The organism is Staphylococcus sp. HMSC034C12 (genome assembly GCF_001835895.1).
Taxonomy (GTDB): Bacteria; Bacillota; Bacilli; order Staphylococcales; family Staphylococcaceae; genus Staphylococcus; species Staphylococcus hominis.
Genome location: NZ_KV826323.1, coordinates 45,593 through 67,342 on the forward strand (window position 1 = coordinate 45,593; position 21,750 = coordinate 67,342).

General features: G+C 31.8%; 18 protein-coding genes. 16 read left to right on the forward strand and 2 right to left on the reverse strand.

The features are described from left to right. Positions 1 to 13: 13 nt before the first annotated feature. The 9 genes from mutS to hfq all read left to right on the forward strand — a co-directional run bounded on the left by mutS (position 14) and on the right by hfq (position 12,042). On the forward strand, positions 14 to 2,635 hold the full coding sequence (gene mutS, locus HMPREF2629_RS05490; RefSeq protein ID WP_017174632.1) for a DNA mismatch repair protein MutS: 2,622 nt from the start codon (positions 14 to 16) through the stop codon (positions 2,633 to 2,635). A 12-nt stretch (positions 2,636 to 2,647) separates the two neighbouring features. Further along, complete coding sequence (gene mutL / locus HMPREF2629_RS05495; protein WP_037540998.1) at positions 2,648 to 4,672, forward strand: DNA mismatch repair endonuclease MutL; 2,025 nt, start codon at positions 2,648 to 2,650, stop codon at positions 4,670 to 4,672. Between the two features lie 15 nt (positions 4,673 to 4,687). After that, a complete protein-coding gene (locus HMPREF2629_RS05500) occupies positions 4,688 to 5,221 on the forward strand; it encodes a glycerol-3-phosphate responsive antiterminator (protein ID WP_017174634.1) in 534 nt (177 codons plus the stop codon). Between the two features lie 250 nt (positions 5,222 to 5,471). Then, entirely contained in the window at positions 5,472 to 6,290 is an 819-nt protein-coding gene (locus HMPREF2629_RS05505) for an MIP/aquaporin family protein (protein ID WP_048682785.1), read from the forward strand. A 95-nt stretch (positions 6,291 to 6,385) separates the two neighbouring features. Further along, on the forward strand, positions 6,386 to 7,885 hold the full coding sequence (gene glpK, locus HMPREF2629_RS05510; protein WP_061815408.1) for a glycerol kinase GlpK: 1,500 nt from the start codon (positions 6,386 to 6,388) through the stop codon (positions 7,883 to 7,885). A gap of 147 nt (positions 7,886 to 8,032) precedes the next feature. Next, on the forward strand, positions 8,033 to 9,703 hold the full coding sequence (locus tag HMPREF2629_RS05515) for a glycerol-3-phosphate dehydrogenase/oxidase (protein WP_017174637.1): 1,671 nt from the start codon (positions 8,033 to 8,035) through the stop codon (positions 9,701 to 9,703). Between the two features lie 205 nt (positions 9,704 to 9,908). Beyond that, the gene (locus tag HMPREF2629_RS05520; protein WP_061815407.1) at positions 9,909 to 10,844 is read left to right on the forward strand and encodes an alpha/beta hydrolase; all 936 of its coding nucleotides are present in this window, start codon (positions 9,909 to 9,911) and stop codon (positions 10,842 to 10,844) included. A 3-nt stretch (positions 10,845 to 10,847) separates the two neighbouring features. Further along, positions 10,848 to 11,846 carry a tRNA (adenosine(37)-N6)-dimethylallyltransferase MiaA gene (miaA, locus tag HMPREF2629_RS05525; protein ID WP_037541000.1) on the forward strand — a complete coding sequence of 333 codons (999 nt, stop codon included), beginning with the start codon at positions 10,848 to 10,850 and terminating at the stop codon, positions 11,844 to 11,846. Further along, entirely contained in the window at positions 11,800 to 12,042 is a 243-nt protein-coding gene (gene hfq / locus HMPREF2629_RS05530) for an RNA chaperone Hfq (protein ID WP_002448741.1), read from the forward strand. The genes miaA and hfq overlap by 47 nt, the downstream gene beginning before the upstream one ends. A 190-nt stretch (positions 12,043 to 12,232) precedes the next feature. Here the strand turns inward: hfq and HMPREF2629_RS05535 are convergent, their stop codons facing one another. Beyond that, positions 12,233 to 12,709, reverse strand: a complete 477-nt coding sequence (locus HMPREF2629_RS05535; protein ID WP_037541002.1) for a glutathione peroxidase — start codon at positions 12,707 to 12,709, stop codon at positions 12,233 to 12,235. Between the two features lie 109 nt (positions 12,710 to 12,818). Here HMPREF2629_RS05535 and hflX point away from each other — a divergent pair, with 109 nt between their 5' ends. From hflX to glnA, 5 genes are all read left to right on the forward strand, one after another. After that, entirely contained in the window at positions 12,819 to 14,057 is a 1,239-nt protein-coding gene (gene hflX / locus HMPREF2629_RS05540) for a GTPase HflX (protein ID WP_070468677.1), read from the forward strand. Positions 14,058 to 14,082: 25 nt separating this feature from the next. Continuing rightward, a complete protein-coding gene (locus HMPREF2629_RS05545) occupies positions 14,083 to 15,321 on the forward strand; it encodes a methionine gamma-lyase family protein (RefSeq protein ID WP_070468680.1) in 1,239 nt (412 codons plus the stop codon). A gap of 140 nt (positions 15,322 to 15,461) precedes the next feature. Next, positions 15,462 to 16,436, forward strand: coding sequence for a tRNA dihydrouridine synthase (locus HMPREF2629_RS05550; RefSeq protein ID WP_049379239.1), 975 nt, complete (start codon positions 15,462 to 15,464; stop codon positions 16,434 to 16,436). A gap of 209 nt (positions 16,437 to 16,645) precedes the next feature. After that, the gene (locus tag HMPREF2629_RS05555; protein ID WP_025987220.1) at positions 16,646 to 17,014 is read left to right on the forward strand and encodes a MerR family transcriptional regulator; all 369 of its coding nucleotides are present in this window, start codon (positions 16,646 to 16,648) and stop codon (positions 17,012 to 17,014) included. Positions 17,015 to 17,034: 20 nt separating this feature from the next. Further along, positions 17,035 to 18,375, forward strand: a complete 1,341-nt coding sequence (gene glnA, locus HMPREF2629_RS05560) for a type I glutamate--ammonia ligase (RefSeq protein ID WP_017174642.1) — start codon at positions 17,035 to 17,037, stop codon at positions 18,373 to 18,375. Positions 18,376 to 18,750: 375 nt separating this feature from the next. Here glnA and HMPREF2629_RS05565 read toward each other — a convergent pair whose 3' ends face one another. Next, complete coding sequence (locus HMPREF2629_RS05565; protein ID WP_049419845.1) at positions 18,751 to 19,776, reverse strand: threonine aldolase family protein; 1,026 nt, start codon at positions 19,774 to 19,776, stop codon at positions 18,751 to 18,753. Positions 19,777 to 20,000: 224 nt separating this feature from the next. Here HMPREF2629_RS05565 and HMPREF2629_RS05570 point away from each other — a divergent pair, with 224 nt between their 5' ends. Both HMPREF2629_RS05570 and cls read left to right on the forward strand, forming a co-directional pair. After that, positions 20,001 to 20,195 (forward strand): hypothetical protein, encoded by a 195-nt coding sequence (locus tag HMPREF2629_RS05570; protein ID WP_017174645.1) that lies wholly within the window; start codon positions 20,001 to 20,003, stop codon positions 20,193 to 20,195. A 32-nt stretch (positions 20,196 to 20,227) separates the two neighbouring features. Continuing rightward, complete coding sequence (gene cls / locus HMPREF2629_RS05575; RefSeq protein ID WP_070813196.1) at positions 20,228 to 21,709, forward strand: cardiolipin synthase; 1,482 nt, start codon at positions 20,228 to 20,230, stop codon at positions 21,707 to 21,709. Positions 21,710 to 21,750 lie beyond the last annotated feature (41 nt).

Consider the following 21,750-nt stretch of genomic DNA (forward strand, 5'->3'; position numbering starts at 1 on the left):
TTGTGAAAAAAATATGGCTAATGTGACACCTATGATGCAACAATATTTAAAAATAAAATCTCAATATCAAGATTGCTTATTGTTTTTTAGATTAGGTGATTTTTATGAAATGTTCTTTGAAGATGCTAAAGAAGCATCTAGAGTATTAGAAATTACTTTAACTAAAAGAGATGCTAAAAAAGAAAATCCAATTCCAATGTGTGGTGTTCCGTATCACTCAGCAAATAGCTATATTGAAACACTTATTAACAATGGATATAAAGTTGCTATTTGTGAACAGATGGAAGATCCAAAACAAACTAAAGGCATGGTTAAAAGAGAAGTAGTTAAAGTAGTCACACCTGGAACAATGATGGAACAAGGCGGAATGGATGAAAATCAAAATAATTATATTCTTAGCTTCATTCAGAATGAAAATGGATACGCATTAAGTTATTGTGATGTTTCTACTGGTGAATTAAAAGCTACCAATTTTGAAGATGAAAGCACGTTAATTAATGAAATCATTACGATTAACCCAAATGAAATTGTAGTACGAGAAGACATAAATGAAGATTTAAAAAAACAAATTTCACTTACTACAGAAACGATTACAGTTAGAGAAGAAATTTCTGATATGGAATATAGTGTCAATACATTAGAAAATAATTTAATGTTTTTGACAACACAATTATTGTTAGATTATATTCATCATACTCAAAAAAGAGATTTGTCTCATATTGAAGACGTGATAACCTATGCGGCGATTGACTTTATGAAAATGGATTATTATGCAAAACGCAATTTAGAGCTTACTGAAAGCATACGTTTAAAAAGTAAAAAAGGAACATTGTTATGGTTAATGGATGAAACAAAAACACCTATGGGTGCAAGACGCTTGAAACAGTGGATTGATCGCCCACTTATTCATAAAGACAATATTGAACAACGATTAGATATCGTAGAATCATTTATTGATCATTTTATAGAAAGAGATACTCTAAGAGGTTACCTTAATCAAGTATATGATATTGAAAGATTAGTAGGACGAGTAAGTTATGGAAATGTAAATGCTCGTGATTTGATTCAACTCAAACATTCTATTTCTGAAATTCCAAATATTAAATCACTTCTTGAACAAATGAATAGTGTGACAACAACGCAGTTTAGCACATTAGAACCATTAGAAGATTTACTGACAGTCTTGGAAGATAGTTTAGTAGAAGAACCACCTATTTCAGTTAAAGATGGGGGGCTGTTCAAACAAGGATTCAGTAAACAACTAGATGAGTATTTAGAAGCATCTAAAAATGGAAAAGATTGGCTCGCACAACTTCAAGCGAAAGAACGTGAAAGAACAGGTATCAAATCTTTAAAAATTAGCTACAATAAAGTTTTTGGTTACTTTATTGAAATCACACGTGCTAATCTTCAAGGATTCGAACCAAGCGAGCATGGCTATCATCGTAAACAAACTTTATCTAATGCAGAAAGATTTATTACAGACGAATTAAAAGAAAAAGAAGATATTATTTTAGGTGCAGAAGATAAAGCAATTGAATTAGAATATCAACTGTTTATTCGATTGAGAGAGCATGTTAAATCATATACTGAAAGATTACAAAGACAAGCAAAAGTGATATCAGAGCTTGATTGTTTACAAAGTTTTGCAGAAATTGCACAAAAATATAACTATGTTAGACCAAAATTTAGTGATGATAAAACATTGAACTTAGAAAATTCTAGACATCCTGTTGTAGAACGTGTGATGGATTATAATGATTATGTACCAAATGATTGTTATCTTGATCAAAATAACTTTATTTATTTGATTACTGGCCCAAATATGTCCGGTAAATCAACTTATATGCGACAAGTGGCAATCATTAGTATCATGGCACAAATGGGAGCTTATGTACCATGTGATAATGCAATATTACCGATTTTTGATCAAATTTTCACAAGAATTGGTGCAGCAGATGATTTAGTATCCGGTAAAAGTACCTTTATGGTTGAAATGTTAGAAGCACAAAAAGCATTAACATACGCAACAGCAGATAGTTTAATCATCTTTGATGAAATCGGACGAGGAACGTCAACATATGATGGCTTATCTCTAGCGCAAGCTATGATTGAATATGTATCTGAAACATCACATGCTAAGACGCTTTTTTCAACCCATTATCATGAATTAACAACATTAGATCAACAGCTATCTAGTTTAAAAAATGTACATGTAGCAGCAGATGAGTATCAAGGTGAACTTATTTTCCTTCATAAAGTTAAAGAGGGTGCCGTTGATGATAGTTATGGTATTCAAGTTGCTAAATTAGCAAATCTTCCTGAGAAAGTAATTGAAAGAGCTCAAGTTATTTTAAATGCGTTTGAACAAAATGGAGTATTAGATGAGAATGTCCATCGTCAACATTATAATGACAACTCTAAAGATATTGAAAATAAGAATCATTTAAATAATAAGGAAGAACACTCAACTATTAAACAAACAGATGTGTTTGAACAAACAAGTTTTGACTTATTTAATTCGAATGAAACACAAAGTGAAATAGAAGCACAAATTAAAAATTTAAATATTTCAAATATGACACCTATTGAAGCATTACTTAAGTTAAGCGAATTACAAAATCAGTTAAGATAGAGGTGTTAATACATGGGTAAAATTAAAGAATTACAAACATCTTTAGCAAATAAAATTGCTGCAGGAGAAGTGGTTGAACGTCCTAGTTCAGTAGTAAAAGAATTACTTGAAAATGCAATTGATGCTAAGGCGACTGAAATTAATATAGAAGTAGAACAATCAGGTATTTCCTCAATTCGTGTAGTCGACAATGGAACTGGAATTGAGCAAGATGATTTGCAACTTGTTTTTCATCGCCATGCTACCAGTAAAATAAATGATGATGACGATTTGTTTCATATCAGAACATTAGGGTTTCGAGGTGAAGCACTGGCCAGTATTTCATCTGTAGCTAAAGTGACACTTAAAACGTGTACAGATAATGAAAATGGTCACGAAATTTATGCTGAAAATGGTGAAATATTATCTCAAAAACCAGCAAAAGCCAAAAAAGGAACAGATATTAAAGTAGAATCATTATTTTATAATACGCCAGCTCGGTTAAAATATATTAAAAGTTTATATACAGAATTAGGAAAAATTACAGATATTGTTAATCGAATGGCAATGAGTCATCCAAACATTCGCTTTTCACTTATATCTGATGGAAAAACGATGTTAAAAACGAATGGTTCTGGAAGAACAAATGAAGTGATGGCTGAAATATATGGTATTAAAGTTGCAAAAGATTTAGTTCACATTTCTGGCGATACTAGTGACTATCATTTAGAAGGATTTGTTGCTAAACCGGAACATTCTCGTAGTAATAAACATTATATTTCAATTTTTATTAATGGTCGATATATCAAAAATTTCGCTTTAAATAAAGCTATTACTGAAGGATATCATACACTTCTAACCATAGGTCGTTACCCTATTTGCTATATCAATATAGAAATGGATCCAATTTTAGTAGATGTCAATGTGCATCCAACGAAACTTGAAGTTAGACTTTCAAAAGAAGAACAACTTTATAATTTAATTATTGAAAAAATTAGACATGCATTTAAAGATAGAATATTAATTCCTAAAAACGATTTAGATCGAACACCTAAAAAAAATAAAGTATTGCATACATTTGAACAACAAAAAATCGATTTTGAACAAAAACAACAAAATATTTCAAATGAGACAAAACAATTAGAAAATAAAAATGACCCCAACATTTCGACTAACAATACCTTTTCAACAATAAGTCATCAATATGATGAAGCACATACCTCTGATGATTCTTACACTAGAGAAGATAACGAAAATTCTAGTGTCTATAATAATAAACGTAGTATGGATAAAGATTACTTCGACATTCAAAAAGATATTTTAAATAGTTTAGATCGTGCCGAATCTTCAATCGATAACACTCGACATGATGAAACCAATATTTATAATTATGATGAAAATGATGACTTTCAAGAGAATGTTACAAATCAAGAAGAACAAGATATTAAAGGTAAAGTAAGTTCAACACCGTCTCGACGTGTGCCATATATGGAAGTAGTTGGCCAAGTACACGGTACCTATATTATTGCTCAAAATGAAAATGGAATGTTTATGATAGATCAACATGCTGCACAAGAACGTATTAAATACGAATATTTCAGAGAAAAGATAGGCGAAGTATCAAATGAAGTACAAGATTTGTTAATTCCTTTAACATTTCACTTCTCAAAAGACGAGCAATTAATTATTGATCAATATCGAGAAGAACTTGATAAAGTAGGGGTCCATTTAGAACATTTTGGTGGATATGACTATATTGTAAATAGTTATCCAGTATGGTTTCCTAAAGTGGAAGCAGAGGAAATTATTAAAGATATGATTGAACTCGTATTAAATCATAAAAAAATTGACGTTAAAAAAATGCGTGAAGACGCAGCTATTATGATGAGTTGTAAGAAGTCAATTAAAGCAAATCATTATTTAAAAAAGAATGAAATGGCAGATTTAATTGATCAATTAAGAGAAGCGGAAGATCCATTTACTTGTCCTCATGGTAGACCAATTATTATTAACTTTTCAAATTATGAATTAGAGAAATTATTTAAACGAGTAATGTAGAAGGGATGCATAGAAATGAAAGAACACGTACTACCAGCAATTCGAAATATGAAAGATTTAGAGAAATTAATTCAAACGGATTATAAAGTGTGTGTCCTTTTAGATATGCATGTAGGTCATTTAAGAAGCATTATAGAGTTACTTAAAAAACATGACATTGAAGCATATATTCATATTGATTTAATTAAAGGAATGGCACATGATGAATATGCATGTGAATATATCATTCAAACTTATAAACCAAAAGGGATTGTTTCAACAAAAACAAAAGTTATTCAAAAAGCAAAATCATTAAATGTACTTACTATTTTTAGAGTTTTTATTATTGATAGTCAAGCACTCAATCGTAGTATACAACTCATAAAGAAAGTGGACCCAGATTATGTTGAAGTACTACCAGGTATTGCTCATAAAATTGTTGAAAATGTAAGAGAAGCAACGACTGCTAAAATTATAGCAGGTGGGCTAATCGAAGAAGAAAAAGAAGTGAATGATGCAATTAATAGTGGTGCAAGTTATGTAACCACAAGTAACAGAAAATTATGGTAGAAATTATATTTTTAACCTGAGACAAAATTGATGTCTCAGGTTTTTTTATGTATTGATCAAAAATAATTATAATACGCTCTTTTAATCTATAAAATAAATTGTGACAATTTTTTTACAAAAATCATTGACAACGCTTACAATTATTTTGTATGATTTATACAAGTTAATATTTGAATGAGAGATGAAGAGATTTCTGCAACCCTAATTATATAGTTTGTAGAAGTCTCTTTGCCTTGTAGGAGGTTAAAACATGAATGCTTATTTAGCAGAGTTTTTAGGCACGGCCATTCTTATTTTGTTCGGTGGAGGCGTATGTGCAAATGTAAATTTAAAACGTAGCGCTGGACAAGAATCTGATTGGATCGTTATTGCCGCTGGATGGGGCTTAGCTGTAACTATGGGAGTTTATGCAGTAGGACAATTTTCTGGAGCCCATTTAAATCCAGCTGTGTCAATTGCTTTAGCAGTTGAGGGAAGTTTTAGTTGGATAAAAGTACCAGGATATATTGTTTGTCAAATGTTAGGAGGAATTGTAGGAGCTACACTTGTTTGGTTAATGTATTTACCACATTGGAAAGCAACTAAAGATCAAGGTGCAAAATTAGGCGTATTCTCTACTGCACCTGCTATTAAAAATTATTTTGCTAACTTTTTAAGTGAAATTATTGGAACTGCTATTTTAAGTTTAGGGATTTTATTTATTGGGGTAAATAAAATTGCAGATGGATTAAACCCATTAATTGTGGGTAGTTTAATTATTGCAATAGGTTTAAGTTTAGGTGGGCCTACAGGTTATGCCATTAATCCAGCTCGTGACTTAGGACCAAGAATTGCACATGCGATTTTACCAATTGCTGGTAAAGGAGGATCTAATTGGTGGTATGCTATTGTACCAGTACTAGGACCAATTGCTGGCGGTATGCTAGGTGCTGTGATTTATCAGGTTTTTTATAAAAATGAATTTACTTTTATGAGTGGTGTTAGCATTGTAGTTTTGATTGTTACATTACTGATTGGTTTAGCGCTTAATAAATCAAATAAACATAAAGATATTGAATCGATTTATTAAAAGAAAAATTTTAGTTTTAAATCATATAATATATTGACTATGTGATTCAAAGGATACTTAACACATACAGTCAGAATGAAAGAAGGAGAAAAATTATGGAACAATACATCATGTCAATAGACCAGGGCACAACTAGCTCTAGAGCAATTTTATTTGATAAAGAAGGACAAATTCAAGGCGTTGCGCAAAGAGAATTTAAACAATATTTTCCTAAATCTGGTTGGGTAGAGCATGACGCTAATGAAATTTGGACATCAGTATTAGCAGTAATGGCTGAAGTGATAAATGAAAATGAAATTGATCCTGAACAAATTAAAGGTATTGGTATTACTAACCAACGTGAAACTACGGTCATTTGGGATAAGAAAACAGGTCGCCCAATTTATCATGCAATTGTTTGGCAATCTCGTCAAACACAACATATTTGTAATGAATTAAAAGAACAAGGCCACGAAAAAACATTTCGTAATAAAACAGGTTTATTATTAGACCCTTACTTTTCTGGAACAAAAGTAAGATGGATATTAGATAATGTTAAAGGTGCAAGAGAGAAAGCCGAAAATGGGGATTTATTATTCGGAACTATCGATACTTGGTTAGTGTGGAAACTATCTGGTGGAGAAGCACATATTACAGACTATTCAAATGCCAGTCGTACATTAATGTATAACATTCATGAACTTAAATGGGATGATGAATTATTAGAATTACTAGACATTCCTAAAGCAATACTTCCAGAAGTTAAAGAATCTAGTGAAATCTATGCACATACTAAAGATTATCATTTCTTTGGTCAAGAAGTACCAATTGCTGGTATTGCTGGTGACCAACAAGCAGCATTGTTTGGTCAAGCTTGTTTCGAACGTGGTGATGTGAAAAATACGTATGGTACTGGCGGATTCATGTTAATGAACACTGGTGAAGAACCTGTAACGTCTGAAAGTGGATTGTTAACTACAATTGCTTATGGTCTTGACGGTAAAGTAAACTATGCACTTGAAGGATCAATTTTCGTATCTGGATCAGCAATTCAATGGTTACGTGACGGTTTAAGAATTATTAATTCTGCACCGCAAACTGAAAACTATGCAACACGTGTTAATTCTACTGATAATGTCTACTTTGTTCCTGCATTCGTAGGACTTGGTACACCATATTGGGATTCTGAAGCACGTGGTGCGATTTTCGGATTAACTCGTGGTACTGAAAAAGAACATTTCATTCGTGCAACATTAGAATCTTTATGTTATCAAACACGCGATGTTATGGAAGCAATGTCTAAAGATTCAGGAATTGAAGTAAATAATTTACGTGTTGATGGTGGCGCAGTAAAAAATAACTTTATAATGCAATTCCAAGCAGATATTGTTGATACATCAGTTGAACGTCCGGAAGTTCAAGAAACAACAGCACTTGGAGCTGCTTATCTAGCAGGTTTGGCTGTAGACTTTTGGGAAGATAAAAAAGACATTGCTGATAGATGGAAATTAGAAACAGAATTTAATCCAGAAATGTCTGAAGAAACAAGAACTAAGTTATATAAAGGTTGGAAGAAAGCAGTAGAAGCTACTCAAGTCTTTAAATTAGAAGATTAATTTTTAATTATGGCTTAGTTACAAAGAATATGTTATGATGTAATTAAGTTAATACATTAGTCGAGATTTGAGAGACCTGTTATCATGCAGTATGCTTCTGTGTGTATAGGTCTCTCTTTTTTTAATATAAATTTTGGAGGGTATATTATGGCATTATCTACTTTTAACAGGAACTTAATTAAAAAGAATTTAAGAAATAAAGAATTTGACGTTGTAGTTATTGGTGGAGGAATTACTGGTGCAGGTATTGCATTAGATGCTACACAACGTGGTATGAAAGTAGCTTTAGTAGAAATGCAAGACTTTGCGCAAGGTACAAGTTCTCGCTCAACTAAATTAGTACATGGTGGTTTACGTTACTTGAAACAAGCACAAATCAAAGTTGTTGCTGAAACAGGTAAAGAACGTGCAATAGTTTATGAAAATGGTCCCCACGTAACAACTCCTGAATGGATGTTATTACCGATGCATAAAGGGGGGACATTTGGTAAATTCACAACTAACATCGGGTTAACAATGTATGATCGTTTAGCAGGCGTTAAACGTCATGAACGTAAAAAAATGTTATCAAAACAAGCTACTTTAAATAAAGAACCTCTTGTGAAAAAAGATGGTTTAAAAGGTGGCGGATACTACGTAGAATATCGTACTGATGATGCTCGCTTAACAATTGAAGTGATGAAACGTGCTGCTGAAAAAGGCGCTGAAGTCATTAATCACACTAAATCTACTGACTTCGTATACGATGCTAAAAATAAAGTAAGTGGTATTAAAGTAAAAGATATGCTTACAGGTGAAGAGTATCAAATCAATGCTAAAAAAGTAATCAATGCTGCTGGTCCATGGGTAGACGAAGTGAGAAAGAAAGATTATACACGTAACAATAAACAATTACGTTTAACAAAAGGTGTTCACGTAGTTATCGATCAATCAAAATTCCCATTACGTCAAGCGGTTTACTTTGATACTGAAAAAGATGGTCGTATGATTTTTGCTATTCCTCGTGAAGGTAAAGCATATGTAGGTACTACTGATACATTCTATAATAATGAAAAAACAAAACCTTTAACTAATCAAGAAGATAGAGACTATTTAATTGATGCAATCAATTATATGTTCCCTGATGTACATGTTACTGATGCTGATATTGAATCAACTTGGGCTGGCGTACGTCCATTAATTTTAGAAGATGGAAAAGATCCTTCAGAAATTTCACGTAAAGATGAAATTTGGGAAGGTAAATCAGGATTATTAACCATTGCTGGTGGTAAATTAACTGGATATCGTCATATGGCATTAGAAATTGTTGATTTATTAGCTAAGCGTTTAAAACAAGAATATAGTCTAAAATTTGCGGATAGCAAAACTAAAAATACACCTATTTCTGGTGGAGATGTTGGTGGTAGTAAAAACTTTGAAAATTACGTAAATCGTAAAGTTCAAGAAGGTAAAGCACTTGGATTAAGCACAGATGTGGCACATAATTTAGCTTCAAAATACGGTTCAAATGTAGATAAATTATTCGCAATTGCACAATTAACGAATGAAAAAGATTTAAATATGCCATTAGAATTATACGTTCAATTAGTTTATAGTGTACAAAACGAAATGGTATATAAACCAACTGATTTCTTAATTCGTCGTACTGGTAAATTATACTTTGACATCAATACAGTTAAACAATATAAACAAGCAATTATTGATGAATTAGATAAATTATTAAATTATACTGCTGAACAGAAAAATGAATTTTCTAAAGAAGTTGATGAAGCTATTGAAGAAGCAACACATGGTAATCATCAACCTGCAGAAAAATAAATATAGTTAAAATAGTATAGCAACTGAGATTGGGTAAAAGTACTCAATCTCAGTTTTTTATATTTTGATAAAATTTTTAAATTTAAAGTATATATAACCTATTAAAAAGTAACAAACTATTTGATAACATTAAAGAGTATAGGTATATTAGTAGGAATAGTACGTTGTTAACATACCATTAAAGAAAGAGATTGGAGGCATATCTATGGGGCAAAGTGCTTATAAAATAACTGTAGAAGATGGAACAACTTTAGAAGTTAAAGTAGATAAAGCAAACATAGCGACTTATGGTATTATACATATATTTCATGGTATGGCTGAACATATGGATCGATACGAAACACTTGTTAATGCTTTAACGCATCAAGGCTATGATGTGATTAGACATAATCATAGAGGACATGGGAAAGAGATTGATGAGAAAGAACGTGGACATTACGACAGTATGAATCAAGTTGTTCAAGATGCGTTTGAAATTGCACAAACATTATATGATAGTGAGAAAGGATTACCCTATATTGTATTAGGCCATTCAATGGGATCTATTATTGCACGTTTATTTGTTGAAACTTATCCAAATTTTGCTAATGGATTGATATTAACTGGAACAGGACAATATCCGAAATGGAAAGGAATTCCTGCAAGAATCAGTTTGAAATTAATTTCTATTTTTACTGGGAAGCGCAATCGTTTAAAATGGGTCAATCAACTCGTTTACAAATCATTTAACAAAAAGATTGATCAACCACGAACTGAAAGTGACTGGCTTTCATCACAATCTACAGAAGTTGATAAATTTGTAAACGATGAGTATACCGGCTTTTTAGTTTCAAACCAATTAATTTATGAAACAGTAAAACATATGACACGTACTGCAAATTATACTCAATTAAAAAAAATGAATAAACAGTTACCAATATTGATGATTTCAGGAAAAAATGATCCTTTTGGAGAGTATGGCAGAGGTGTTAAATCCTTGGCCAGAAAATTTACAAAAGCTGGTATTAAACATATTACGGTACAACTTTATGCAAATAGAAGACATGAAATATTATTTGAAGTTGATCAACAAATGATATGGAATCATATGTTTGATTGGATTCAAAAACAAGTATTGAAAAATAATCAGAGTGAGGCGTAATCATTGCAAGCATCAAAAAAACCTTTTCTAGTAGTTATTGTAGGACCGACAGCTTCGGGTAAAACAGAATTGAGTATCGAATTAGCTAAAAAAATGAATGGAGAAATCATTAGTGGCGATTCGATGCAAGTATACCGTCAAATGAATATAGGTACTGCAAAGGTAACAGAAACAGAAATGGAAGGGATACCCCATTATTTAATAGATATCTTAAATCCTGATGAATCATTTTCTGCATACGAATTTAAAAAAAGAGCAGAAGTGCTTATTGAAGATATTACAAAAAGAGGTAAAGTACCTATTATTGCAGGAGGTACAGGTTTATATATTCAGTCTTTAATTTACGATTATCCATTTGATGATGAAAATGTATCAGTAGAAAAAGAATTAAGAGTAAAAGAAAAATTAGATGCATTAAATCAATTGAATAATGATGACTTACATCGTTACTTAGCATCGTTTGATGAAACATCAGCTAAAGATATTCATCCAAATAATAGAAAAAGAGTACTTAGAGCGATTGAATATTACTTAAAAACAAAAAAACTTTTAAGTTCTCGAAAGAAAGTTCAACAATTTACAGAAAATTATGATACATTATTAGTAGGGATTGAAATGTCGCGCAAAACATTATATACAAGAATAAATAAACGTGTTGATATTATGTTGGGCCACGGATTATTTAATGAAGTGAAAGCACTAGTTGAACAAGGTTTTGAATCTAGTCAGAGTATGCAAGCAATTGGTTACAAAGAACTTGTCCCTGTTATAAAAGGAGAAATGGAATTAGAACCAGCTGTAGAATTATTAAAACAACATTCAAGGCAATATGCGAAAAGACAACTCACATGGTTTAAAAACAAAATGAATGTTCAATGGTTTGATAGAGAGACAATGTCACTTCAAATGATGTTAGATGAGATTACAACCCAAATAAATAAAAGGAGTTCTAAACATGATTGCAAACCAAAACATCCAAGATCAAGCACTAGAGAACTTTAAAGCAGAACAAACGGAAATTACTGTATTTTTCTTAAATGGTTTTCAAATGAAAGGTGTTATTGAAGACTTTGATAAATACATGATTAGCTTAGTTTCTCAAGGCAAACAACATTTGATTTACAAACATGCGATCAGCACTTTCACTGTGGATACAGAATCTACTGATTCAGAAGCTACAGGCGAAGGTGAAGAATAAGTTGTAATTAAAGTGCCAAGTTACTGAATTTTAGAGCGTAGTCCACGGTCGAAATGTATACGTAGCTTGCAAAATTCTCATCAATTTTTGCACTTTTGAACAAATAAAGGAAATGTTTGTAATAAAACAAAGCTTCAATATAGAACGATTGTCTATGACATAGTCATCTATATTGAAGCTTTTATTTAATTTATAGAAGTTTTTCAATATCTTTTTCAATTTGAGCAGGTTTTTTCTGAGGTGAGAAGCGTTGAACAATATTACCTTCACGGTCAACTAAAAACTTAGTGAAATTCCATTTAATTTTTTCACTTAACATGCCTTTAGCTTGACTTGTTAAATAACGGAACAATGGATGCTGGTTATCGCCTTTAACGTCAATTTTTTCATGAATAGGGAATGTGACACCGTAGTTAATTTTACAATTTTGATTTGCTTCAGCACCAGAACCAGGTTCTTGACCTCCAAACTGATTGCATGGGAAACCTAAAACAATAAATCCTTGGTCCTTATATTTATTATATAGTTCTTGTAATCCTTCAAATTGTGGTGTAAATCCACATTCACTCGCTGTATTAACGATAAGCATAACATCGCCTTTATATACATCTAATTTATAATTTTCACCATTAGATTTTTGAACTTCAAAATCATAAATATTTTCCATACTATCACCCTTTCAATTTAGCTTTAATTTAACATAGTTTTAGTCGTTAGTCTTTAAACTTGCTCTATGATAGAATATGTAAGACATGTTAGAAAAGGAGATGTATATCATGGCTCAGCAACACACTTATGATACAAAGAAAAAGTTAGAAACTGCTGTATTAGTTGGTGTACATGCTCAAAGTGATCATCAATATAATTTTGAATCTACAATGGAAGAATTAGAAGCTTTAGCGTTGACTTGTCAATTAGATGTTAAAGGACAAGTCACTCAAAATAAAGATCAATTTGATTATAAATATTATGTTGGCAAAGGTAAGATTGATGAAATTAAAGCTTTTATAGAATTTCATGACATCGATGTTGTTGTGACAAATGATGAATTAACAACAGCACAATCAAAAACATTAAATGATAATTTGGGCATTAAAATTATCGATAGAACACAGCTCATTCTTGAAATTTTTGCTTTAAGAGCGCGTAGTAGAGAAGGTAAATTACAAGTTGAATTAGCTCAACTCGATTACTTACTTCCTAGATTACAAGGACATGGAAAAAGTTTATCTCGTTTAGGCGGGGGAATTGGTACGCGTGGTCCTGGTGAAACAAAATTAGAAATGGATAGACGTCATATTAGAACACGTATGAATGAAATTAAACTTCAACTTAAAACAGTGGTCGAACATCGTGAAAGATATCGTAATCAACGCGAACAAAATCAAGTGTTTCAAATTGCACTTATTGGCTACACTAACGCTGGAAAATCTTCTTGGTTTAATGTTTTAGCAAACGAAACGACTTTTGAAAAAGATTTACTATTTGCCACACTTGACCCTAAAACACGACAAATACAAATTAACAATGGGTTTAATTTAATTATTTCTGATACCGTAGGCTTCATTCAAAAGTTGCCTACAACATTAGTAGCAGCATTTAAGTCGACATTAGAAGAAGCGAAAAGTGCTGATTTACTTCTACATGTCGTTGATGCAAGTCATCCAGAATATCGTGCTCAATATGATACGGTTAATCAATTGGTAAAAGACTTAGATATGGATGACCTTCCACAAGCAATCATTTTTAATAAAAAAGATCAATGTTCTGAAGAAACTGATGTACCGGTATCAGGCCATCCGTCTGTATTTGTATCAAGTCGTAATAATGAAGATAAATTAAAAGTGAAGCAGTTACTGTTTGATCAAATAAAAGCGACTTTGTCATATTACTTAGAAACTGTATCTAGTGAAGATGCAGATAGATTATACTTTTTAAAACAACATACACTTATCGAAGAAATGAAATTTGATGAGAATAATGAAAGTTATATCGTTAAAGGATATAGAAAATAATTATATATAAAGGAAGATAAATTGCATGTCAGATATTCAACACATCGTTTCTAAAGTAGAAGAAACGTTAACACCCTTATTTAAAGAAATTGAAGAAACTGCTTATATCAATCAGGAAAAGGTTCTTGATGCTTTTCATCATGTTAAAGCGAGCGAGAATGATTTAATAGGTTCTACAGGATATGGTTATGATGATTTTGGACGTGATCATTTAGAAGAGATATATGCTCATACGTTTAAAGCAGAAGATGCACTTGTTAGACCTCAAATTATTTCAGGTACTCATGCAATTACATTAGCATTGCAAAGTACACTCAAATATGGCGATGAACTGATGTACATTACAGGTAGTCCCTATGACACCTTACTTGAAGTGATTGGTGTTAATGGTAATGGTATTGAAAGTCTCAAAGAGCATGGCGTGACATATAAAGAAGTTGCATTAAAAGATGGAATGATTGATGTTGAAACTGTTTTAAATACTATTTCGAAACAAACGAAAGTTATTGCTATTCAACGTTCAAAAGGGTATGGACAACGACCTTCAATTACAGTAGATGAAATAGAAACTGCTATTTCTCAAATTAAACAACGATATCCAAATGTAATTATTTTTGTGGATAATTGCTACGGAGAGTTTGTAGAGCGTCGAGAACCAATAGAAGTGGGTGCAGATTTAATTGCAGGGTCATTAATAAAAAATCCTGGTGGTGGATTAGCAAAAATTGGTGGTTACATTGCAGGACGAAAAGATTTAATCGAACGATGTGGTTATCGTTTAACTGCACCTGGTATTGGTAAAGAAGCGGGTGCTTCATTATTTTCATTGCAAGAAATGTATCAAGGATTCTTTTTAGCACCGCATGTAGTGAGTCAAAGCTTAAAAGGCTCATTATTTACAAGTTTACTTCTTGAAAAAATGAATATGAACACAGTACCCAAGTACGATGCTAAGCGTACAGACTTAATTCAAACCGTTCAATTTGATACAAAAGAACAGATGATTGCATTTTGTCAAAGTATTCAACATGCTTCACCAATTAATGCACACTTTAGTCCTGAACCTAGTTATATGCCTGGTTATGAAGATGATGTCATCATGGCAGCAGGAACGTTTGTGCAAGGATCCTCTATTGAATTATCAGCAGATGGTCCGATTCGTCCGCCTTATGAGGCATATGTGCAAGGTGGTCTAACTTATGAACATGTTAAAATTGCAGTAACACGTGCGGTTATGAATTTAAAAGAACAGAATTTAATTTAAGTAGTATAACACAATATTCAAAAATAGATAGTAATAAACATAATGAGAGTGAATTTCCTTTTGTATATGGATTTATTTTATGATAATATATCATGGTTAATTATACGAGATACTAATGAATAAGAAGGTTTAAATCAATTATGAAAGAAAATTTTTGGAATGAATTACCACGTCCATTTTTCATTTTAGCGCCGATGGAAGACGTGACAGACATTGTTTTTCGACATGTAGTAAGTGAAGCAGCGAGACCAGATGTATTTTTTACTGAATTTACAAATACGGAGAGTTTTTGTCATCCAGAAGGGATACATAGTGTACGAGGACGTTTAACATTCAGTGAAGATGAACAGCCTATGGTTGCTCATATATGGGGTGATAAGCCAGAGCAATTTAAAGAAATGAGTTTTGGTTTAGCAGATATGGGCTTTAAAGGTATTGATTTAAATATGGGCTGTCCTGTCGCAAATGTTGCCAAAAAAGGTAAAGGGTCTGGGTTAATTTTACGACCAGAAAGAGCAGCTGAAATTATTCAAGCAGCCAAGGCAGGTGGACTACCTGTTAGTGTTAAAACACGTCTAGGTTATTATAATATAGAGGAATGGAAAGAATGGTTAAGACATGTGTTTAAGCAAGACATTGCAAACTTATCTATCCATCTTCGTACACGTAAAGAAATGAGCAAAGTCGATGCACATTGGGAATTAATTGAAGCCATTAAAGAAATGCGCGATGAAGTGGCGCCTCAAACATTATTAACTATCAATGGTGATATTCCCGATAGACAAAAAGGAATGGAACTTGCGACGAAATATGGTATTGATGGAGTTATGATAGGAAGAGGTATTTTCCATAATCCTTTTGCATTTGAGAAAGAGCCACGCGAACATACAAGTAAAGAACTCTTGGATTTATTTAGATTACATTTAGAGTTATTTGAAAAGTATTCAAATGAAGAAACACAACAATTTAAAAGTTTACGACGTTTCTTTAAAATTTATGTGCGAGGTATTAGAGGTGCAAGTGAATTACGGCATCAATTAATGAGTACAGAAACTGTGGATGAAGCTCGAGCATTACTTGATGACTTTGAAGCAAATATGGAAGATAACCATTAATGAAACTTAACAATAAGAATACGCTATCGTATTGATGTCTTGAAAAATAATTTTTAAATAGTAAAAAGCCTGTAGATAACTGTATCTATGGGCTTTTACGTTTATATGTAAGAAATATTCAATTTTCATGTCAGAAAACCTAACATATTTTTGTATTTCATATTAATCTATGCTAAATTATAGACAAGTTCAAAAGTAGAGGTGAGGTTATAGTGTCTAACGATACAATAAGACGTAATATGGCCGTGTTCTCTATGAGTGTTGTTTGTAAATTGACAGAACTCACAGCAAGACAAATACGTTATTATGAAACACATGAACTCATTAAGCCCGAACGTACCGAAGGAAATAAAAGGTTATTCTCGATGAATGACTTAGAGAGACTGTTAGAAATTAAAACGTTAATTGAAAAAGGTTTTAATTTAAAAGGTATTAAACAAATAATTACAAATAATCAAGGGCACTTAACTACTGATGAACAAGAGACGAGAAAAAGAATGATTGTAGATGCAACTCAGAAACCGCGCAGTGAAGCTTTACCGATAAACCGTGGCGATTTATCACGATTTATTAATTAATAACTTGGAGGATGTCTACCATGCCAAAACATACTTTTACAAAAGAGGATATTCGTAAATTTGCAAAAGAGGAAAACGTAAGATATTTAAGATTACAATTCACTGATATCTTAGGTACAATTAAAAATGTTGAAGTTCCAGTAAGCCAATTAGAAAAAGTGTTAGATAATGAAATGATGTTTGACGGATCTTCAATCGAAGGTTTCGTACGTATTGAAGAATCAGATATGTATTTATACCCAGATTTAGATACTTGGGTTATCTTCCCTTGGACAGCAGGTCAAGGCAAAGTAGCACGTTTAATTTGTGATGTTTATACAACTGATGGTGAACCATTTGCTGGGGACCCACGTACGAACTTAAAACGTATATTAAAAGAAATGGAAGACTTAGGTTATACAGATTTCAACTTAGGGCCTGAACCAGAATTCTTCTTATTCAAATTGGATGAAAAAGGTGAACCAACATTAGAATTAAATGATAATGGCGGTTACTTCGACTTAGCACCAACTGACTTAGGTGAAAATTGTCGTCGTGACATCGTCCTTGAATTAGAAGATATGGGCTTTGATATCGAAGCAAGTCATCATGAAGTAGCACCAGGTCAACACGAAATTGACTTCAAATATGCAGATGCAATTTCAGCATGTGACAACATTCAAACATTTAAATTAGTTGTTAAAACAATTGCACGTAAACATAATTTACATGCGACATTTATGCCAAAACCATTATTTGGTGTAAATGGAAGTGGTATGCACTTCAACGTATCTTTATTCAAAGGTAAAGAAAATGCATTCTTTGATCCAAACGGCAAAGATCAATTAACTGAAGATGCTTATCACTTTACTGCAGGTATCTTAAATAATGCACGTGGATTTACAGCAGTATGTAACCCATTAGTCAATTCATATAAGCGTTTAGTACCTGGTTACGAAGCACCATGTTACATTGCTTGGAGTGGTAAAAACCGTTCTCCATTAGTACGTGTACCTACTTCAAGAGGTTTATCAACTCGTATTGAAGTACGTTCAGTTGACCCAGCTGCTAACCCATATATGGCTTTAGCTGCGATCTTACAAGCTGGTTTAGACGGTATTAAAAACAAAACTAAAGTACCAGAACCAGTAAACCAAAATATTTATGAAATGAATCGTGAAGAACGTGAAGCAGTAGGTATTCAAGATTTACCATCTACACTTTACACTGCATTAAAAGCAATGCGTGAAAACGATACAGTTAAAAAAGCATTAGGCAATCACATCTATAATCAATTTATTAATTCTAAATCTATCGAATGGGACTATTACAGAACTCAAGTTTCTGAATGGGAACGCGATCAATATATGAAACAATACTAATCGCTAAGCAAAAAGGGGAAAGACTTAGGGATATAAGAAGTTAAGGCATTTGCCTTAGCTTCTTTTTTGTTTGAAAACTTGGCAACTAAATCATAAAAATTAGAGCGATTTTGAGAAACCGGGCAACTATTGGGCAACTAAAGTTAAAAAACATTCTTTATATACTTCTCGAAATTTTCTAGTTTAATCATAGATTGTTTAGCTTTTTTTGTTTTTTCATGTTCATCTACCACTAAATATTTTTTCATAATATATAGCTCCTATTTTTATTAAATATATCAATAAAACCTATATGAATTATAAAAATATTATGTAAACATAAAAATATAGACCCGAAGTATGTCACCTTAAGGTCTATATTAAATAAGTTTATAATTAAATTAATTCTAAAAGTTTGTCAACATTTTCCTCAGTTGTGGCCCAACTTGTTGCGAATCTAACAACGCGATGTGTATCATCGTATTTTTCCCAAATTGTAAATTTCACTTTACTCTGAAGATCTTTAATCTTATCATCATTTAATACGAAAAACTGTTGATTAGTAGGAGAATCAAAATACACTTTATATCCTTTATTGATAAATCCTTGCTTCATTTTATTCGCCATATTAATAGCATGTCGACTAATATCAAAATACAAGTTATTAGTAAATAATTCTAAAAATTGAATACCAACTAAACGCCCCTTAGCTAGTAGGGCACCATGCTGTTTAATACGTGTAGTGAAGTGTTTAGGTTCATTATTGTTTGTAAATACAATCGCTTCACCACATAGTGCACCAATCTTTGTACCACCAATATAAAAAATATCACAGTAATTAGCAATATCTTCAATTGTGACATCTGTTTCATTACTCATCAAACCATAACCTAATCGGGCGCCATCCATAAATAATGGAATATGATGTTCCTTACAGACTTCTGATAAATTCCTAAGTTCTTCTTTACTATAAAGCGTTCCATATTCAGTAGGATGAGAAATATACACCATACCAGGAAATACCATATGTTCACGTTTGAAATCATTATAAAAAGTTTCAAGATAGGTATTTACTTCTTTAGGTGAAATCTTACCTTCATGAGATGGTACTGCTAATACTTTATGACCACTAAATTCTATAGCGCCCCCTTCATGTACTGCCACATGACCTGTATCTGCTGAAATAACCCCTTCATATGGCTCTAATACAGTATTAATAACAACTTGATTTGTTTGTGTACCACCAATTAAAAAGCGAACAGTGGCTTCAGGACATTGAATCGTTTTTCGAATTTGATCAGCGGCTTGTTTTGAAAATTGGTCATCCCCATAACCCGAAGCTTGAATATAATTTGTATCAATAAAACGTTGTAAAACTTTTGGATGTGCACCTTCTAGGTAGTCATTTTCAAAAGATATCATCGAATTCCTCCCTAACTTCCTTATGCTTATTCTAAACTGATTATTCTGAAAATTTGAATAGAATGTATTTAGTATACACTACCTTTTTAGTAATGTGAATTTAAGAGAATAAAAATAAATATGTAAACGCTTTTAAAAGACGTCCTATTATCATTGCAATTTAGTTGATAAACACATGTAAAAAGACTATGATTTAAACAAATATATGAAATGGAGTGTTATAAATGAGTAAAGTAAAATTTAAAAGAATTCAAGAACAAACAATTGAAGAATTGGAAAATGAAATTAATCAATATTTAGCAAGTGAAGAAGGTCGTCGCTATGAATTATTAAATGTTTCAATTGATAAAATTGAAGAACGCCAATTTCCTAACAATGAAGAAATATTAAGTGCCTTTTTAATATTAGCCGATAAATAAAAGTTGAATTTGAGAAGTAGGAGTTTAGAATTATGATAAGTCTTTTTGGCCCTAAAATTGGCACAATATTGAATATAATTTTAGTGCTTGGATTTTTAGGCAATTTAGTGTTGGCTTTTATTTTAATTTTTTTAGAGCGTAACAGACGTAGTGCATCTTCAACATGGGCCTGGATATTTGTATTATTTGTATTACCAGTGCTTGGATTTATTCTTTATCTATTTTTCGGTAGAACTGTTTCAAAAAGAAAAATGGAAAAAAGTAATGGTAAAGAGCTAGATGTTTATAAAGATTTGATTGATGAACAAGCTCATAAAATTGATCATTACAACTATCATACAGAAAACAAGCAGCTACAAAATCATCAAGATATGGCAAGAATGCTATTAAAGAAACAAGATGCTTTTATTACTGAAGACAATAAAATTGATTTATTTATTGATGGTCATGAATTATATGACAAAGTACTCGAAGATATTTATAATGCGAAAGATTACATACATTTAGAGTACTTTGGATTTGAAATCGATGGTCTAGGAAAACGAATTATCGATGCCCTAGAAACAAAGTTAAAAGAAGGTTTAGAAGTTAAATTACTTTACGATGATGTGGGTTCAAAAAATTTAAAACGTCACAAATTTAAACATTTTGAATCATTAGGTGGAGAGGTAGAAGCATTTTTTGCATCTAAACTACCAATTATTAACTTTAGAATGAATAATCGTAACCATCGTAAGATTATTGTTATTGATGGTCAAATCGGGTATATTGGTGGATTTAATGTAGGTGACGATTATTTAGGTTTAGGTAAACTAGGATACTGGAGAGATACGCATTTAAGAGTACAAGGTGATGTTGTAAATGCACTTCAAATTAGGTTTATTCTTGATTGGAACTCTCAAGCACATCGTCCACAATTTGAATATGATGATAAGTATTTTCCTAAAAAGAAAGTACAGGATGGTCATTCAGCCATTCAAATTGGTTCAAGTGGACCTGCATATGAATTACACCAAATTGAGTTTGGATATACCAAAATGATTATGAGTGCGAAAAAATCTATTTATATTCAAACACCTTACTTTATACCAGATCGATCTTACATTAATGCATTGAAAATGGCAGCAAATACTGGTGTTGATGTTAACATAATGATTCCATGTAAACCGGATCATCCATTTGTCTACTGGTCTACATTTTCAAATGTTGCTGAATTGCTTGAATATGGAGTAAAAGTGTATACGTATCAAAATGGATTTATACATTCTAAAATGTTAATGATTGATGATGAAGTCAGTAGTGTAGGTTCATCTAATATGGACTACAGAAGTTTTGTATTGAACTTTGAAGTTAATGCATTCGTATATGATGAACAATTAGCTAAGAAGTTAAAAGAGGCGTATAAAGAAGATATAAAAAAATCTAAACAACTTACACTTGAGAAATATAAAAAACGACCATTATCAATTAAATTCAAAGAAGATATTGCCAAATTATTATCACCAATCTTGTAAAAATAATAAAGAGGCTGGGACATAATTCCTAACAAAATAGC

Coding starts and splice junctions, on each gene's coding strand:
- mutS (WP_017174632.1), top strand. CDS start 14: ATGGCTAATGTGACACCTATGATGCAACAATATTTAAAAATAAAATCT.
- mutL (WP_037540998.1), top strand. CDS start 2,648: ATGGGTAAAATTAAAGAATTACAAACATCTTTAGCAAATAAAATTGCT.
- HMPREF2629_RS05500 (WP_017174634.1), top strand. CDS start 4,688: ATGAAAGAACACGTACTACCAGCAATTCGAAATATGAAAGATTTAGAG.
- HMPREF2629_RS05505 (WP_048682785.1), top strand. CDS start 5,472: ATGAATGCTTATTTAGCAGAGTTTTTAGGCACGGCCATTCTTATTTTG.
- glpK (WP_061815408.1), top strand. CDS start 6,386: ATGGAACAATACATCATGTCAATAGACCAGGGCACAACTAGCTCTAGA.
- HMPREF2629_RS05515 (WP_017174637.1), top strand. CDS start 8,033: ATGGCATTATCTACTTTTAACAGGAACTTAATTAAAAAGAATTTAAGA.
- HMPREF2629_RS05520 (WP_061815407.1), top strand. CDS start 9,909: ATGGGGCAAAGTGCTTATAAAATAACTGTAGAAGATGGAACAACTTTA.
- hfq (WP_002448741.1), top strand. CDS start 11,800: ATGATTGCAAACCAAAACATCCAAGATCAAGCACTAGAGAACTTTAAA.
- HMPREF2629_RS05535 (WP_037541002.1), bottom strand. CDS start 12,709: ATGGAAAATATTTATGATTTTGAAGTTCAAAAATCTAATGGTGAAAAT.
- hflX (WP_070468677.1), top strand. CDS start 12,819: ATGGCTCAGCAACACACTTATGATACAAAGAAAAAGTTAGAAACTGCT.
- HMPREF2629_RS05545 (WP_070468680.1), top strand. CDS start 14,083: ATGTCAGATATTCAACACATCGTTTCTAAAGTAGAAGAAACGTTAACA.
- HMPREF2629_RS05550 (WP_049379239.1), top strand. CDS start 15,462: ATGAAAGAAAATTTTTGGAATGAATTACCACGTCCATTTTTCATTTTA.
- glnA (WP_017174642.1), top strand. CDS start 17,035: ATGCCAAAACATACTTTTACAAAAGAGGATATTCGTAAATTTGCAAAA.
- HMPREF2629_RS05565 (WP_049419845.1), bottom strand. CDS start 19,776: ATGATATCTTTTGAAAATGACTACCTAGAAGGTGCACATCCAAAAGTT.
- HMPREF2629_RS05570 (WP_017174645.1), top strand. CDS start 20,001: ATGAGTAAAGTAAAATTTAAAAGAATTCAAGAACAAACAATTGAAGAA.
- cls (WP_070813196.1), top strand. CDS start 20,228: ATGATAAGTCTTTTTGGCCCTAAAATTGGCACAATATTGAATATAATT.